This window comes from Parafrankia sp. EUN1f, assembly GCF_000177675.1.
In the GTDB taxonomy this organism is placed as follows: Bacteria; Actinomycetota; Actinomycetes; order Frankiales; family Frankiaceae; genus Parafrankia.
The window spans coordinates 83,088-99,125 of sequence record NZ_ADGX01000010.1 but is presented as its reverse complement, the minus strand read 5'-3'; the positions used below and the strand labels follow the sequence as shown (position 1 = coordinate 99,125).

The following is a 16,038-nucleotide window of genomic DNA, read 5'->3' as shown; positions in this document are numbered from 1 at the left end:
CAACTGCACAGAGTTACGTTGCCGCGTCGTGACCAGTGTTCCGACGGAGGGCTGGCATAGCGCCGGCAGCCCGTCCCACGAGGCCAACAGTATCCCCCGATCGGGTATGAATTCGCCCGCTTCGTCCGCCGCGGATGGCAGAGGAGGTATTGAAGGGCCGAGCCCAACGAGCACGAAAGGCGAGAAAAGGCGCCGCGAGCCGCCACGGCCCCGGGAGAGCGGTCCGCGGGGCCTGCGCCCGGCCCTCGTCGCACTGGTTGGCGTGCTGACCGCAGGCCCCGCGCTGACGGCCGGTCCAGGCCTCGGTATCGCCCGCGCCGAGCCAGGCGCCAGCCCTCGCTCCGGCTCCGGCTCCGACTCTCGCGCCGGCTCCGACTCTCGCGCCGACTCGGGCTCTCGCGCCGACTCGGGCTCCGGCTCCGGCGACCGGTCACAGGAAGGCCACGCCGAGGACCTCGGTAGCGTCACCGCGCAGATCGCGACCACCCGGGACCGCATCGACGAGCTCGGGCACCAGCTGTCCGTGGCAGCCGAGCAGTACAACGCCGAACGCATCCGGCTCGCCGAGGCGGAACGCACCGCGACAACCGCCCGTCAGCGCCTCAGCGCGGCGGACGCAGCCGTCCGAACGGCGTCGGACCGCCACCGTGGGCTGGCGACCTCGGCCTACCGCTCAGGCGGTTTCGAACAGCTCTCCATCCTGCTCACGGGAGATCCACGGACCGCGCTCGACCGCGCGGGCGCCGTCAACGCACTGTCGCGGCGGCAGCGGGCCGCCGAGTCCGACCTGCGCCTGGCCCGTCACGACCAGACCGAGGCTAAGCAGACCGCCGACGAGGCCCTCGCCGGTCGTCAGCACGTCGTCGACTCACTCGCCGAGCAACGGCGCGGAATCGAAGCCTCCGCGGCTGAACAGCACCAGCTGTTGGACGACCTGATCGACCGACAGGCCCAGCTGGAACGAGAGGCCCGCGAACGGGAAGCAGCCGCGCTACGTGCCCGTCAGGCCGCCGAAGCCGCGGCAGCCGCGGAAGCGGCCCGCCAGGCCGCGCTGGAACGTGAACGCCTCACCCGGGAAGCCGGGCTCGTCGCGAAGGCCGGCTCAACCTTCGCCGCCGCACCAGTAGCGCCGGCGCCACCGCCCCCACCGGCGGCAGCGGCGGGGCCGCCCGCGCGGTCCAGGAAGCACACGCACAGCTGGGGAAACCCTACGTCTGGGGTGCCGAGGGACCGGACAGCTTCGACTGCTCCGGGCTGGCACAGTGGGTCTGGGGCAAGGCAGGCGTCGCCATCCCCCACTACACCGGCGACCAGTGGACATCCGGCCGGCGGGTCTCCCGCGCGGAGCTGATTCCCGGCGATCTCGTCTTCTTCGGCGCGGATCTTTATCACGTCGGCATCTACATCGGTGATGGAAAGATGATCCACGCTCCGCGCACCGGAGAGGTCGTGCGGATCGAAAACGTGTGGTGGTCGTCCTTCCAGGGCGGCGTACGTCCCGGAGCCTGACCGCGCTGTACGGCGCCTCATCCGCGGGGCTCTGGGAACGAGCAGCGACCGTCGGAGCCCGCAGCGGTGGGCTGTGGCGGCCGGACGAAACCGTGCCCAGCTCTGGAGCGGCCGGCGCGCCCAGCCCTGGCGCGCCAAGCCGTGGCGCCGGCTCCCACCACGGCCGGAACGCCTGCCGGTCAGAACATGCCAGGCCACACCCGGCCAACCACCACCTATGGGCTATCAGCTTGCCGGCCGCCTCCGTCCGCCAAGCGTCGGCGCGGGCAGCGGCGCCCGATCTCTCCTCGGAAAGACATCGGACCGGACCCACCGGGCCCGGTCCTCAGATACCTGCAGTGAAGTTGTTCGAGATGAGCCACGGGGCGCTTACCGACAGGCGCACAGCTGTAGCGGGCGCCACCGCTGGCTCGCCGGAGGGCCAGCGAGCCATCTCCGTCGCACCGCCCGCGGACACGGATGCCGCGAAGGCCGAGCCGACGACGGAAAAGGCTCAGTGATCGACGTAGACCAGGGACGCCATGCCCCGGCTGATCTCCGATTCATCGGCGTCGCCGTCCGGCTTCGCGATGTAGAGCCTGTCACCACGAGCGTTCAGCGAGATCTTCGCGCCTGGCACGACCGATGCGTCGCGCAGGGTGCGCATCGCGTTCTCGTCGGTCTGGAGGCGTTCGGAGATCCAGCTCACCGTCACGGCCTTGGGGCCACTGACATTCCGCTCGGCGGAGGTGAGCAGGCTCACCGGGGCCGCGACGGGCGGCTCGGCGGTATCCAACGGGGCCGGAATCTCGTTGCCGAAGGGGCAACGCTTCGGATCACCCAGAAGAACCGTCAGCCGGGCCTCGACCTCGTCTGAGATCACGTGCTCCCAGCGACATGCCTCGTTGTGAACCAGTGCCCAGTCCAAGCCAATGATCTTGGTCAGGAGTAGCTCGGCGAGACGATGCTTACGCATCACCGCCGTGGCCCTGACCAGGCCCTTCTCCGTGAACTGCACCGTCCGGTCATCAGCCAGGGCCACCAGGCCCTCGCTCGCCAGCCGCGCAGTCGACTCACTGGCCGCCGGCGCACTCACATGCAGCCGTTCGACCAGGCGGGCACGCAGCGGGGTGATGCCCTCCTCCCGTAGCTCGTACAGGGTCCGGAGGTACATCTCGGTACTGTCAATCAGTCCAGTCACCGGTCTCCTTCGTCCGCAACCAGAGTACGCTGCAACGCCCCTCAGGAGGAGCCACATTCCTCTGCGTCCTGGTGCCGGATTGTGGTATGGCCAAGCCGCTCCGGAAGCCGCTCCGTCGTCACCACGCCGAACCGCTCCCCACCCACTGAGGGTACCCGACCGGGTACCCAAAGTGGGTATTGGGCCTTGTCGGAGGCCGGGCGTCGCCGCCGCGACACGCCCGCACCTCGACCCAGCCCGGAGCACGCACAAACACGACATTCAGGACCGACTTCCAGGAACACGGCGGCACCGCCGGGCAGGAGCCCAGACGGCCGCGAGCATGATCTCGCCTGCGGTCACGCAGCCACCACAGCACCCACACCGTCAGGGCGGCACGACGCGGGCAGGTACCTACACTCAAGGGTATGAGCACCACGCAGATCGCGCCGGAGACGTCCGACACCCGCACCAACGAGGGAGATGACCACTCCCACTACGCGCGCCGCGAGGAGATCGTCCGAGCCTCCATCGAGGGTGGCCGCGTGACAGCACTGTGCGGCTACAAGTTCGAGCCGGTCCGCGACCCGCAGCGCTACCCGGTCTGCCCCCGCTGCAAGGAACTCGTCGAGATGGCCGAGCAGTTCGGCTGACCCCCGCCCCCCCGGAACGGCGTCTGATCACGCAGCGCGCACGCTCAGCCAGCCCGCAGGACCATCGAGCGTGCGCGGCGCCGCGGACAGACGTCCGTCACCTGGGCGTGCCGGCGCCTGAGCTGGCCGCATCTTCGAAGATCCTGCGACCCTCGTGCAGGTTCGTGCCACCCGGCCGCGGTGCGTGACAGACCTGGTGTGTGGTCACCGGCCAAATCCTTGTATTATCGCGGCGCAATGCCTCTGTAGCTCAGTGGATAGAGCGACCGCCTCCTAAGCGGTAGGTCGCAGGTTCGATTCCTGCCAGGGGCACTCGACGATGGGTGGATTCTGCTCGCGGAGAGCGTTCGCTGGATCGTCTCGTCATGTTGCCGGGGGGTCGAACCCCCGAACCCCCACGTGACCAGGCGCGGCCTGAGCTTGTCGTTTAACCGCCGGGTGTCACGCTGTGCGATACCTGCTGGTGTTGTGGGGCGGGTCGGCGTGTCCTCGTGACGTGGGACGACCTTCGGAAGATCGTGCTCTCGCCAAAGAAGCCGGATCAAGCCGAAGGTCGTGATGGGCAGTGTGCAGGACGAACCAGGACGCGTCGAGGCTCTGGGACGGCTGTGTCGCTTCCGGCAGGAGTTCTACGACTGCCTGACCCGCCGAGCGGACGCGCTGTTCGAAACGGCGGAGGAGGTGCTGTGCACCGACGGCCCGGTCCGGACGCTGGTCGACCTGACACTGGCCCCGGAGCACCGTCGCGGCCATGGAGCCTTGTACGACGGGCTGAACAGCGGCCGATGAGAGATCGCCCGGCTGCGACGTGCGCTCGCGGACCTTCCGCTGCCCGCGGCCGCTGACGGACGACTCGTGCTGGCCGTCGATGTCAGCCCGTGGCTGCGCTCGGACGCCTCGACCAGCGCGGAGCGGCTGTTCTGCCATGTTCACGGTCGCGCGAAGAACCAGTCCCAGCTGATTCCCGGCTGGCCGTACTCGTTCGTCGCCGCCCTCGAGTCCGGCCGGACGTCGTGGACCGCGGTCCTGGACGCGGTTCGCCTCGGCCCCACCGACGACGCCACAGCGGTGACCGCCGACCAGCTCCGGGCGGTCGTGGGCCGTCTGATCGCCGCCGGGCACTGGCACGACGGAGACCCGAACATCCTGATCGTGATGGACGCCGGGTACGACGTGACCCGGCTGGCGTTCGTCCTGGCCGACCTGCCCGTCGAGGCGCTCGGCCGGATCCGTTCCGACCGTGTCCTGCGCCTGGCCAAACCGCGGAGACAGCCGGGTACCAACGGCCGTCCGCCCAAGCACGGCCCCGAGTTCGCCCTCGACAGGCCCGCGACCTGGCCCGAACCGCAGCACACCACGACCACCAACACCAGCCGTTACGGCACCGCCACCGCGACCCTCGGGACTACGAACGCGACCCGGCGAGCTCCACCGCCTTCGTGCACTGGGCCATGATCCGCACGATGGTCCGTCGGCTCGCCCGCCGCACCCCCGTCCCTCACTGGACGAACGGACCAACGGTGTCCGTGCTACCGCTTAACGTCCAGAAGGGACCTGAAGTTCCAGGATGACGACACGATGACAAGGCCGTACCGACGCTTCAGGCGTTCGGACTCCTCGGGCCCGACAACCCGATCCACCTCGTCCGCGCGGGAAATATCCGTGGTCACGTCTGCCCCCACAGTGGAGTTGAATCTCCACCAGAGAGTCAGGTGGCGTGGATGCCTCGTGTGCTGGGCTATGGAATTATTCTCCCATATGCGTCCACGATACCTGACGCAGTCCGCTCCGTCGGCGCACGCGGAGGATCTGGAGTCCAGCCAGGAAAAATGTGGCTCGTTGCCGAACCGCCAGTCCAGGCTCATGCGATCCGTGCGCGCGGTAGCGAGATCTGCGCTAATCCCAAGCTGGTCATAGGGAGTTCCAAAAGGCAGTTCGACGATCTTGGTGACCGCCGTGGAACCCTTCGGATCAACCCATGACCCGAAGGTGCCCCAGCGTCCGACCTCGATCGGATCACTTTTCACTACCGCCAGACGGGAGATCTGGTCCTGCTCGTCGTGGGCGCCGCTTCTCCACTCCGACGTCACATTGTCGGTGATCCTGTCCGCCTGCCGCCGACCCCAGATCGTGAACGCGTCGCCGAGGATGTATAAGCCCACGTTGCTGGGGTTCTCGAACTGAATAGTGACCGGGATGGAGATGCGCCCACGGTCGGCGCTTACGGCTGGCTCGCCGAATCGAGTATCCAGGGTCGGCCTAGGCTCCTCATGGTACGGCTGGTCAAGCTGCGTATATCCCAGGTTGGCTATAGCGGCAGCCGCGGTGAGACTCCCGGCGACAGCGATCTTCTTCGGTGCCGGGATATGGACACCGGAGTGGTAGATAACGTAACAGGCGACGCCCGAGCTTCCGATCAGCAGCGACCACAGCACAGCATATCCCACCGATTCGACGCCATCGCGGACGGTAACCACCAGTAGCAGGGCGTTGGCCACAAGCGCGACCGCCGCTCCTGCGAGCGCCAGAAGCCCGGAGATCTCGAAATGACGGCCATTCCAGTGGTCCAGAATCCCGAGTGCGCCGAGTATGATTACCGCCGAGGCGATCACCATAAGCAACCCAGTAAAACGACCCAGATATGCAAGGGCGCCGCCCACGTCTGCCACGCCGAAAAATGCCAAGTAGAAGGCGGTCGGCAGCAGGTCTAGAAGGAGGAGAGCGGGTACCGCTGGGTGGGATTCGATGGATCCGGGACTTCCAGCAGAACGGGCTACCATCCGCTGCCGTCTATGCCTCCCGATTGACTCGGGGGACCGGATCGGAGGCTGGCCCACGCCGCGCCTCTGGCCGGAGCGTGATCTCGTCACATTCCCTCCATATGGGCTGTCGCCAACGGCGCTGCGCTCGTATCGCCAGATCGAGGTGGGCTATCAAGGGCGCTTCATTGGCTTCATAGGCCCGAACGCTACGTTACTAGTGCCGCCACCGCCGCCAACGGTCGTCCCACCAGCGGTGTTACCGCCACAGCCGCCAACGGTCGTCCCACCAGCGGTGTTACCGCCGCAGCCGGATCCCACTTCTGACGTTTGCGGGGGCACGCACCGCCCGCCCTGATACGTCAGGTCGTACGGGCAGGTGACCGCGCCGGAAGGCGAGGTTTCGGGCAGCACCACCCTGTTCCGAGGGGCGGCATTCGCCACCGCCATGGGCAGCAGGGCAGCAAGGACGACCGCAGCGATGAAGATAGCCCGTCGAACCATCGCCTCTTCTCCTGTCGCAGTAAGGAGTGGCATCCTCCGGGATCGCTCCTGATTACGGTTGAGAATTCCCTGCGCATGTATGCCTAACCTCGCTCGACGAGCCTTCTCGCCATGGCGACCGTTGAGAAAGCTTTTCTGTCACGGTACGGCATGTATACACTTGGTCCGGATTCGCCCGGTTCCGCCAATACGGCTACGAGTAGACGGTGTCCGACTCGGGCGGGGCCTTTAGTGGTGAACCCGCCGCGGCTTCGGCCGAGTCCTTCATCCAAGATTCAGGACAGGCTCTGACGCCTACGAGCCGCTAGACGAAGCCACGCTGATGACCAAGTACCCGGGGATCATAGGTCGAGGAAATCTGCCGGGTGAGAAGGTGAAGGTCGACAAAGAAGGGGAGCGTGAGCGATGCCCTCTGTGTCAGGCCTGCAGCAGCACCCGATGACCGGCCGAGTCCAGCTGCCAGGCGACCCACTCCGCCCAGGTTTCGTCCGACCGGGCGTAGGAGACAAAAAGATCCCACTCATACCTCTCGCCCCCGGAAGAGCTCACTACTCCAGTCTCTCACCAGGCACCGGACCGGAGCTGGCTGCGCCCAGAGCCGCCGCTCGCGAGCCAGCGGATTTCGCGTTCGCGGCTCCGGTGGTAGGCGGTCTTCACCTCATCCCAGCGGGCTGCCTAGACGGTGGTCAGTGAGCCACACAGTTCGGGGAACCGGAACGGGTTCGCCTCCGCACCCGAGGTGAGAGTCTGCACTTCGGTGAGGTAATAGTCATGCAGCAGGGTATCCATTTCCTGATCGTTCATCAGCGGAGGCAATCCGCTCCGCCAGCCAGTTCACGTTGCGGTAGAAACGTGGTCGAACGAGCCCGAGCGTCAAGCTGAGAAACCGCTGCCGGCGCCCGTCAGCTTCGCCCTCCTAGTAACCCGCTGCGCTGCCCGTCCAGCCAGTGTTAATAGCTCGCGGCGGTGGCCGGGCTGGTCAAGCTTGCCGCCAGCCGGTTTTCCTAGTGTTCGTATTGCCGGCGTAGCCTGCCCGGCGGATCTTCTCGTGGGCGGGTTCAATGGACACCGTCGGGCCGCTGACCTGCAGGTATAGGTTCGCATTAGTGCTGGTTGGGTGCACCCACAAGCGCGATCAGGCCTGTGAGCTGCAAGAACGGGTTCGCGCACGGCCCCGAAAGGCGGGGGACGGCCACTACCCTGGCCCGTTCAGCGATGGCCTGCCGGTTCGGGTTCAATGCCCGCCAAACCCCCAAACGAGATCAATTCTACTGGTCGGAGCGTTGGGGGCGGTAGAGCGCCGACGGGGTCTGTGAGTGCCTGTGACCGCCAAGGCCGCCAAGAGACGCGGGCTTCCGGGTTGGAGACCACGTCTGTGCCCGGGCCGGAGGCGGGCAGGGCTCTTACACTGGATGCATGAGCGTGCGCGAGGAAGCACACCGGCTGCTTGACGCGCTGCCGGAGGACCGGCTGCCCGAAGCCGTGGAGCTGCTACGGCAGTGGGCAGCGGTAGAGCGTGGCGAGCGCCCCCGTCGTCAGTTCCGTACGACCGCCGTCTTCGACGGTGAGCCGGATCTGGGCGAGCACGCGAAAAAGATCGTACGCGACGCGTGGGGTGGCGAGGAGCGCCGCACCGCGTGATCGTCGTCGACACCGGCCCCGTAGTGGCTGTCGCGAACCGCAAGGACGATCACCACCGGCAGTGTGTCGACCTGCTCCAGAACTTTCCCGGGCCGCTTCTGCTCCCAGCCCCGCTCCTCTCGGAGATCGGCTACATGCTCTTCAGCCGGGCCGGGGCGAAGGCCGAGGCCGACTTTCTGCGCGACGTGGCGGACGGTGTCTACGAGCTGGCGCCTGTCACGCCTGTCGAGGCCCATCGGGCCGCTGTTCTGGTCGAGCGGTATGCAAATCTTCCACTGGGCACCGCCGAGGCCTTCGACGTCGCGGTCGCCGAGAAGTTCCGGGCGGTGCACATCGCCACGTTGGACCGCCGGCACTTCAGCGTGGTCCGTCCAAGCCACGTCCCCGCTTTCACTCTGCTGCCGTAGCCTGCCGCCAGCCAGCGCTGGTACCCGCACTCAGGACGCCAGGAAGCAGTGCGTCACCCGACTCAGGCAGTAACGCGCGCTGGCGCGCGGGCCCACCTGCGCGACGTCCTGATGGGGACGACCAGCAATCCAGAGGCGTTCACCTTCCACCGCCCTCCAGTGCCACAGCAAGCGTTTGCCGAAACGAGTCTGTACCGGCAGTCGGGCAAGGGGCCTGGTGTCTGTCGGGAAGGCGGGCCACCTGCCCTGGGCACGCAGCACGATCACGTTGTGGCTGGTGACGACGACGATCCGGGGGCCGATCACGTGGTAGGTGAGCGTACGCCACAGGAGAATGTAGGCCGCGACAAACCCGCAGAGGAGCAGGGGTACCAGAAGGAGGATGCCGTAGCCGAACATTTTGAAGAGGAAGTAGGCGAGCCAGTAAAAGAGCTGGTTACCGACCTCGGGCAACAGAAGGTAGACGACCACGCCGATCGTGTAGCCAAACAAGGGCACCAAAAGAAACAGGTACGGTGTGCGCGCCTGGGCCATGAACACCTCATCGACTTCTTCGCCGGGTTCCAGGTAGGGCCGCACACGGAACGCAATCTCGCTCTTTTTGGTCATCTCGACGTCGAGTGTAAACGCGATTCGGCCGGGCCTCGGGGCCAACAGCCAATCCGCCAGACCCATCCCGTCGACGGGGTCGACACCGAGTCGATCGACGCCACCGCGTTGATCGCCGCCCACTCCGACGGATAGTCCACCGTGGCCTCACACAGAAGATCAAGTCTCCGACACGCCGGGGGCTTCAGGTTCCCGGCGTAGCCGGCCCGGCGGATCTTCGCGTGGGCGGGTTCGACGGACACGGTTGGGCCGTTGACCTGCAGATTCAGGTTCGCATTGGTGCTGGTTGGGTGCACTCGAAGGTGGGTGGATTCTGCTCGCGGAGAGCGTTCGCGGATCGTCTCGTCATGTTGCCGAGGGGTCGAACCCCCCGAACCCCCACGTGACCAGGCGCGGCCGGAGGGCCTGTGTGTCCTGGCCACTTCCGCGATTCTGCTGCACGTGCTCGGCAAGGGGCACCACCCGCGACCGGCCCCGATCGGCAGCAACACCGCGTTGGCCCCCCGGCCGCCTGGCCGGGCCGCAGCATCGTCCACCGCGGGCTACCTGAAGAGGGGCGGGATACGGATCTTCCCGATGTCGATCTTCCATCCTCGGTGGCCAGGTGGTCCGGGGGGACCTGGGGGTCCGGAAGGTCCGACCGGCCCAGCGGGTCCAGCCGGTCCGACGGGTCCAGGCGGTCCGGCAGCGCCAGGCGGTCCAGCGGGTCCAGCCGGCCCGACGGGTCCAGCCGGCCCGACGGGTCCAGCCGGCCCGACGGGTCCAGCCGGCCCGACGGGTCCAGCCGGCCCGACGGGTCCAGGCGGTCCGGCAGGGCCTGTGTCGGAGCGCAGCAGAATGGAGGTGGTTGACGGCTTCGAGGTCACCGTGGCCCCGAACACCGGGGTCGCGCTCGCGGTCGCCACGTTTTCGACTTTCCGCGCGTCGACGTCGGCCTGTGTGGTCACGTAGTTCGCCGTGCAGATCGTCATCCCGGTGACGGCCAGTGTCGTCACCGGGCAGTCCACGGCCGACAGTCCGGGCATCGGGTCGTTCACCACGAGGCCGGTGAGTGTGCCCGGGCCGCGGTTGGTGATGATGTAGAGGTATGTCAGCCGCTCACCCGCGGCGGTGAAGGACGTGGTGTTGGCGGTCTTCACCAGCGACAGGACCGGAACCGACAACGTCGCGATCGCCGGCTCGGAGACGACCGGCGGACCCGGCTGCGGCGTGCCCGCCGCCCACGCGCTGTTGCTGAGCCTGCCCTTGTCGGCGTCGGCCTGCGTCGTGACATAGCTGGCGGTGCAGGTCGTCGACTGGCCCGGAGCTAGGCTCGTCGCGGCGCAGCGCACCGGCGACACACCTGCCAGAGCGTCGTACACGAACACGTTGGTCAGCGGCTGGCTGCTGGTGTCCGTCACGACGTAGGTCATGTCGATCGGCTCGCCCGGGCCGGTGAACGACGTCTGGACCGTGGATTTTGTCAGCGAGATCGTCGCCCTCGGCAGCAGTGTCGCGGAGGTTTCCGCGGGCGTCGAGATCACCGGTGGCCCGGACGGGGGCTGTCCGGTCGCTACCGCTTCGCTGTCCACCAGGCCCCGGGCGACGTCCTGATCCTTGATGCTGTAGTCGGCGGTGCAGGACATCGACCCGCCGGGCGGCAGCGAACCGCTCGGGCAGGACACGAACCCTGATTGCAGCGCCTCGGAGAGCCGGACGTTCTCCAGGGGGACGTCGCCGGTGTTCGTCACCAGGTAGGTGTAGTGCAGGAGCTGCTGTGTGGCGGGGACGGTGGTCGGCTCCACCTGCGCCGCGAGGGCGATGCCGGGATCGGGCTGCTGCGCGGGCCGGCCCGGTGTCGTCGTGACCGCCGGGGCGGAGAGCACCGGCGGCGCGCCGGGCGGCGTTCCGTAGGCGAAAGCGTCGTTGCGGACCTGGCCGACGTTCGCGGCGGCGTCGGTGGTGAGGTAGAAGGCGGTGCAGGTCATCGCCGCGCCGGGGGCGAGTGTTGTCGCCGGGCAGGCGACCGGGGACAGCCCGGGCAGGCCGTCCACGACGCGGACGCCGGACAGGCCGACCGGGCCGATGTTCGTCACCAGGTAGGAGTAGTCCAGCCTCTGGCCCGCGCCGACGAACTCGGCCGGAGCGGCGGTCTTGGCCAGGGAGATCGCGCCAGTCGTGGGGGGGATGGGCCCGGCACCTTCGGGCTGCAGGATGGTGACCCGCGGCGGTGTTGTGATCAGCTCGCCCGTGGGCGTGGTGCCGACAAGGCGGGCCACGTTCGCGATGAAGCCGGCGTCGATGTCAGCCTGGGTCGCGACGGTCTTGACCGTGCAGCCGATGGTGCCGCCGAAGGGGATGGGAGGCAGCGTCTTGGCGCAGACAACGCCAGCGGCCGGGGCAGCCTGTGACGACTCCAGCGTGACGTCGGTCAGTGTGACGTTTCCGTTCTGGCCAATCCGGTAGTTGAAGTTGACCGGATCACCGGCCTTGCTGAAGGCAGGGGACGAGTCCCCGAACAGCTGGAGGCTCGGTCGCTGTATGGCGTAGGCGTAGACGGTCGTGGCCGCCGACGTCCACCTGCCGGTGGCGAGCCGGCCGGTGACGACGGCACTGATGTAGACCGATCCTCGGTCCACGTCCGTCTGGGTGGTGTTTGTCAGGCTGTCGCAGTTCATGGACTCACCGGGGGCGAGCGCCTGCGCCGGGCAGGAGATCTGGGTGCCCGGCGGTGTCGCCGCCAGGATGGAGATCTCGCGCAGCGGCGCGGCACCGGTGTTGGTGACGACGAAGGTGACGGTCAGGCGAAACGGGATATTCCCGAAGCCAGCACCGAAGGTGGGCGGAACCGACGGGCCCACGATGCTGATCGATCCGGTCGGGGGCGTGGAGCTGGCCGAGCTGTGCGCCGGCGCCGAGGTCACCGGGGGGCCGGACGGCGGCGTGCCGTTCGCGACGGCGGTGTTCTCGACCCGCCCGCGGTCGACGTCCGCCTGGGTCGTCACGTAGGTCGCGCCGCAGGTGGTGGTTCCCCCCGGGGCCAGCTCAGTGGCGGCGCAGGTCACCGGCGACACGCCGGCGAGCGCGTCGTGGACGACGACGTTCGTCAGCGGCGCGTCCCCGCTGTTCGTCACCAGGTAGGCGAAGTCGAGCGTCTGACCGACGCCGGAGAACGAGCCCTGCGCCACGGAGGTCGCCACCGTGATCGCGGGAGCCAGCGCCGCCGCGGCAGCGCGCGGGGACTCGCCGGCGCCGGGCCGCGGGTCGGCCGACGCGGACGGACCGCCGAGAGCGGGCGGCGTGACGGCCATGGCCGGGGCCACTGTGGCTGTCAGCACGGTCAGCGCGACCACGGCCGGCACAAGCCAGGCCAGCGGGCCCACGGATCCGACCGACGCGAGCAGACCTGCCCGGCGTCGCGGTAGACGTCTCGACATGCTCGCTCCTCGGCCTGGACCGCCCGCCGATGCCGCCCCGCGACGGGCCAGGCGGCAGACGTCGATCGACCAGCACAACGCGGTCGTGCGTCCCAGCTGGTGATGGAACACCCGGCGATGATTACACAGAGTGACCGAACGTCGCGGCACCTGTGCGCGGCGAGTCGTCACTGTCGGTGAGGTGCCAGCGTGTCGGTGGCAGCGGGCCATCTGGCCGCTCAGGGGAGTCTGCGATGGCTGCAGCCGGCCTTGGTCCCGCATTCCGGCCGCGGAGCACCGCATTTCACGACCGCCGGCCCGCCGGCCATGAGAACGGCGGCCGGGCTCGGACGCAGCCTTCCGCGCCGAGGCCTCGACTGACGTTCATCGGACCACGCACCACGGACCGGAGCTGTGAAGTTGCTGCGGCAGTGGGCGGCGATGGAGCGCGCAAGCATCCGCAGCCTGCCGTTGGACGCGCCCTCGAGCGGGCGGCCCCTGTGCCCGTTGGCCGGGCGGGCGGGCGGGCCGAAGGTCAGCTTTCCGCGCGCACGACCGCCCGGCCGGTCACCGACCGCGGAACGATCCGGATCCAGTACGGCCGCTCGACGACGTCCGCCCAGGGCTCCAGGCCCAGGAGCTCCAGTGCCGCGGTCTGGGCGCCCTCGACGACGGGCCTGGCCACACCGGTGACCAGGACGCTCCACCCCGCCCTGGTCTCCGGGTCGAACCAGTCGGCCTGGAAGGAGACCGAGTCATGGTTCACCGCCGCCGACAGCTTCGAGCCGACGGCCGACCGGAAGACCACACTGTCGCCGTCCATCGCGTGGTTGACGGTCAACAGGACGACCTGGCCGTCCGACACGAAGGCCACCCGGCCCACCGGCACCGTCCCCAACAGCCGGATGCATGCATCGAACGGCAGCACGGCGAGGCCGGCATGATCAAGCGCGAACTCCTCGGAGTCGATCAGCTCCTGCAACGACAACGGGCCCACGGCAACTCCTCGACCTGACCAGCTGAAACCGACCCGCCGACCACACCGTCGGCGACCACCGCACGCCCCGCCCAAATTTTCGAGATCTCACGCTGGCGCACGAACCGTACCGCCCCCGGTGCCGACCGCGACCATGCGGTGCCGCAACAGTCCGTGACAGCCCGTGACAGCCGTGGTCACGCGCGCGGCCGGGCGGACGCTTGCGTCAATCCCGTCCGGGGCATTCTGCCCCCATCGGCACAGCCAGGATGTCAGTCACCCGGATGTCCGGATGCCCGGATTCGCGGACGAACCCGGCGACACCGCCACGACTGGCAGGCAGACGATCGCCTGAGCGGGCTCCGCTCGGGGTGGGCCGCCCTCGGAGTCGTCGTCGCGGAGGATCTCCTCCGTACGGCACTGCTCGATCTGGTGTCGCTTGCCGGCGTAGAAGCAGGCTTCCAACTCGTCGAGCGCGATCGTGGACACGCTGCGGCCACCTTGGCGCCGTTGCCACGGAAGCCAGCTGCGAGTGGTCGCCCACACGGCGAAGCGATCGACAGCGCTGAGGAGAACCAGGACACAGACGAGGCCGGGGATGGTCATGAACCATACGAGCGCCACAGCCTGACGACGATCCGAACGACCGGCCGGTTCCCGATGTTCCAGACGCCTGCACCCGTCACCGCCACCGCGTCAAGGGTGGTCGCCGGCCGTTCAGGGTTGGTCTTCGCAGCGGCGGAAGCCTTCTGGGGTGTAGCAGGGAAGGTGCCCCTGCTCCCGCATCACGCTTTGACCGATGTCACGCGTGAGATAGGTGAGGAAGCTCGCGGTGAGGGAACCCGCGCGCGGCGGCCCATAGGTGTAGGCGAATTCCACTGCGGCGAACGGATAGCTCATTTTGCCGAGGGACTCGATCGAGGGTGAATGCCCGTCGAGGCTCACGGTATGCAGGCCCGGTACCGCCAGGGCGGCCCTCAGCTCGCTGTAGCCGATGGCTCCCGGCAGACTCGCGACCCTGGCGAGCACTTCCCCGGTGCTGCGCCGCTCACACCGGATCACCCTGCCCTCGTCCTGCGGGTAGATCTGGTGCGCGCAGTCGTACGAGGTGAACGCCGGCTCCCCTTCGGAGCCCAGTACAAGGCGCCGGAACAGGTCACGGGTTCCGGAGTCGGCGTCCCGGCTCACCAGGGAGATCGGAAGATCAGGCCCGCCGAGCTGGCTCCAGTTGAGAAAATCCCCGCGGAATATTCTGCGGACCTGGTCCGTGGTGAGATTTTTCATCGGCAGGTCGTTGTTCACCACGACGGCGAAGGCGGAGACACCGACCCGGGTCGATAGGAGATCCGCGTTCGCCTGCGGTCCGGCACCGTCGTAGATTGTGATCATCTCCGGCGCGCCCTTCGCCGGGGAACCCGCCGCAGCCAGCTTCGTCAGGCCTTCGTTGCTGCCGCGCGTGTCCACCGTGACCGTTGCACCCGCGCAGTCCGCCTCATACCTTGCGGACACCTCCCGCATGACCGGCGCGAAGGCCGTCGAACCGTTGACGGTCAGGTTTCCCGCGGCACAGCCGATGGGCTGTGGGGTGCCGTCACCCACCACGATGATGCTGGCCAGCACGGTCACGCAGACCGTGAGCAGAACGGTGATCAGGCGGGACGGCTGGCTGAACAACGGTGGCTTGTCGTCGACCGTCGTGCTCCGGTTGGGCGCCACCGCGCCGTCCCGGATCCCGCCGCTGACCCGGACCGCGGAACCGACCCCACCGCCGGTGAGAAGTACCAGGAGCTTGTAGTGCTGGCCACGGTTGAGCGGCACCCGGGGCAGGTAGATGGTGTTACCGCTGTTACGCATGCCGCGGGACGCGGTGAAGTGCTCCATGAGGTGCTCGGCGTCGGGCTGGGTGACGGTGACCGCGACCCCCCGGACGACGCGGCCCGCGAAGACGGCGGTGAGGCCGTGGAGGTCACGACTGGTGTAGTCGGTGTCGGCGACGCTTTCCGCACCGTCGTTCTCGATCCGGAGCAGCACGAGGGTGGCATCCGCCATGTCGGGAAGGTCGTTGAAAAGGCCCAGGCGAATATCGGCCTGGCCCTGCCCACTCCGGTCATCACCGCCGACGGGCATGTCCATCTGCACGCGGTATCCGATGCGCCGCCGGCGTGGCACCCGGCGCTCGTACCACACGACCGCGAACGACGCAGCAATACCGAGCAGTGCGGTGAGTATCGCTACCAGGTTCTCGGTACTCAGCCATTCCACGCGTCAGTTCACCCCTGCATGCCCCTTATGGCCCCTCGCACCGACCTGATTACCGTATGACCCGCGGAGACCAGAGAGAAGATCGCGGCCCAGTCAGCCGCCGAAAGTTCGCCGTGAATTCATCGGAACGCTCGCGATCCGACCCCTGACCTGTTCATCCGGGC

13 protein-coding genes, 1 tRNA gene and 2 pseudogenes are annotated in these 16,038 nt (G+C 68.0%); 8 read left to right on the top strand and 8 right to left on the bottom strand.

The window, feature by feature from the left end; genetic code table 11:
- Positions 1–262 precede the first annotated feature (262 nt).
- Together FREUN1FDRAFT_RS04700 and FREUN1FDRAFT_RS45850 are read left to right on the top strand one after the other, a co-directional pair.
- On the top strand, positions 263–1,351 hold the full coding sequence (locus FREUN1FDRAFT_RS04700) for an NlpC/P60 family protein (protein ID WP_232295042.1): 1,089 nt from the start codon (positions 263–265) through the stop codon (positions 1,349–1,351).
- Positions 1,255–1,509, top strand: a complete 255-nt coding sequence (locus FREUN1FDRAFT_RS45850) for a C40 family peptidase (protein ID WP_232295044.1) — start codon at positions 1,255–1,257, stop codon at positions 1,507–1,509. Before FREUN1FDRAFT_RS04700 ends, FREUN1FDRAFT_RS45850 begins: the two co-directional genes overlap by 97 nt.
- A 493-nt stretch (positions 1,510–2,002) precedes the next feature.
- Here the strand turns inward: FREUN1FDRAFT_RS45850 and FREUN1FDRAFT_RS04695 are convergent, their stop codons facing one another.
- On the bottom strand, positions 2,003–2,689 hold the full coding sequence (locus FREUN1FDRAFT_RS04695; RefSeq protein WP_006538810.1) for a metal-dependent transcriptional regulator: 687 nt from the start codon (positions 2,687–2,689) through the stop codon (positions 2,003–2,005).
- Between the two features lie 407 nt (positions 2,690–3,096).
- On the opposite strand from FREUN1FDRAFT_RS04695, the gene FREUN1FDRAFT_RS04690 reads away from it, so the two are divergent.
- From FREUN1FDRAFT_RS04690 to FREUN1FDRAFT_RS47910, 4 genes and pseudogenes are all read left to right on the top strand, one after another.
- A complete protein-coding gene (locus FREUN1FDRAFT_RS04690; RefSeq protein ID WP_006538809.1) occupies positions 3,097–3,321 on the top strand; it encodes a DUF3039 domain-containing protein in 225 nt (74 codons plus the stop codon).
- Between the two features lie 239 nt (positions 3,322–3,560).
- A tRNA-Arg gene (locus FREUN1FDRAFT_RS04685) sits at positions 3,561–3,633 on the top strand.
- A 246-nt stretch (positions 3,634–3,879) separates the two neighbouring features.
- A pseudogene (locus FREUN1FDRAFT_RS41030) lies at positions 3,880–4,716 on the top strand (transposase); the annotation flags it as partial.
- Positions 4,713–4,892, top strand: a pseudogene (locus FREUN1FDRAFT_RS47910) (hypothetical protein); the annotation flags it as partial. The pseudogenes FREUN1FDRAFT_RS41030 and FREUN1FDRAFT_RS47910, both read left to right, overlap by 4 nt.
- Here FREUN1FDRAFT_RS47910 and FREUN1FDRAFT_RS04670 read toward each other — a convergent pair.
- Both FREUN1FDRAFT_RS04670 and FREUN1FDRAFT_RS41025 read right to left on the bottom strand, forming a co-directional pair.
- A complete protein-coding gene (locus tag FREUN1FDRAFT_RS04670; RefSeq protein ID WP_232295041.1) occupies positions 4,851–5,990 on the bottom strand; it encodes a hypothetical protein in 1,140 nt (379 codons plus the stop codon). The pseudogene FREUN1FDRAFT_RS47910 and the gene FREUN1FDRAFT_RS04670 overlap by 42 nt on opposite strands.
- 1,011 nt (positions 5,991–7,001) lie before the next feature.
- Complete coding sequence (locus tag FREUN1FDRAFT_RS41025) at positions 7,002–7,133, bottom strand: toll/interleukin-1 receptor domain-containing protein (protein WP_006538804.1); 132 nt, start codon at positions 7,131–7,133, stop codon at positions 7,002–7,004.
- An 867-nt stretch (positions 7,134–8,000) separates the two neighbouring features.
- On the opposite strand from FREUN1FDRAFT_RS41025, the gene FREUN1FDRAFT_RS04665 reads away from it, so the two are divergent.
- Complete coding sequence (locus FREUN1FDRAFT_RS04665; protein WP_006538802.1) at positions 8,001–8,225, top strand: hypothetical protein; 225 nt, start codon at positions 8,001–8,003, stop codon at positions 8,223–8,225.
- Positions 8,222–8,632: a type II toxin-antitoxin system VapC family toxin gene (locus FREUN1FDRAFT_RS04660; RefSeq protein ID WP_006538801.1), complete on the top strand. Its 411-nt coding sequence runs from the start codon at positions 8,222–8,224 to the stop codon at positions 8,630–8,632. The genes FREUN1FDRAFT_RS04665 and FREUN1FDRAFT_RS04660 overlap by 4 nt, the downstream gene beginning before the upstream one ends.
- 30 nt (positions 8,633–8,662) lie before the next feature.
- On the opposite strand, the gene FREUN1FDRAFT_RS04655 is transcribed toward FREUN1FDRAFT_RS04660, so the two are convergent.
- From FREUN1FDRAFT_RS04655 to FREUN1FDRAFT_RS04635, 5 genes are all read right to left on the bottom strand, one after another.
- Positions 8,663–9,364 (bottom strand): hypothetical protein, encoded by a 702-nt coding sequence (locus tag FREUN1FDRAFT_RS04655; protein ID WP_035949953.1) that lies wholly within the window; start codon positions 9,362–9,364, stop codon positions 8,663–8,665.
- Positions 9,365–9,783: 419 nt separating this feature from the next.
- On the bottom strand, positions 9,784–12,657 hold the full coding sequence (locus FREUN1FDRAFT_RS04650; protein WP_006538799.1) for a hypothetical protein: 2,874 nt from the start codon (positions 12,655–12,657) through the stop codon (positions 9,784–9,786).
- A 514-nt stretch (positions 12,658–13,171) separates the two neighbouring features.
- Positions 13,172–13,633, bottom strand: a complete 462-nt coding sequence (locus FREUN1FDRAFT_RS04645) for a pyridoxamine 5'-phosphate oxidase family protein (protein WP_006538798.1) — start codon at positions 13,631–13,633, stop codon at positions 13,172–13,174.
- A 255-nt stretch (positions 13,634–13,888) separates the two neighbouring features.
- Positions 13,889–14,101: a DUF6191 domain-containing protein gene (locus tag FREUN1FDRAFT_RS43470; RefSeq protein ID WP_006538797.1), complete on the bottom strand. Its 213-nt coding sequence runs from the start codon at positions 14,099–14,101 to the stop codon at positions 13,889–13,891.
- A 228-nt stretch (positions 14,102–14,329) separates the two neighbouring features.
- Positions 14,330–15,874 carry a PstS family phosphate ABC transporter substrate-binding protein gene (locus FREUN1FDRAFT_RS04635; RefSeq protein ID WP_006538796.1) on the bottom strand — a complete coding sequence of 515 codons (1,545 nt, stop codon included), beginning with the start codon at positions 15,872–15,874 and terminating at the stop codon, positions 14,330–14,332.
- Between the last annotated feature and the right edge of the window lie 164 nt (positions 15,875–16,038).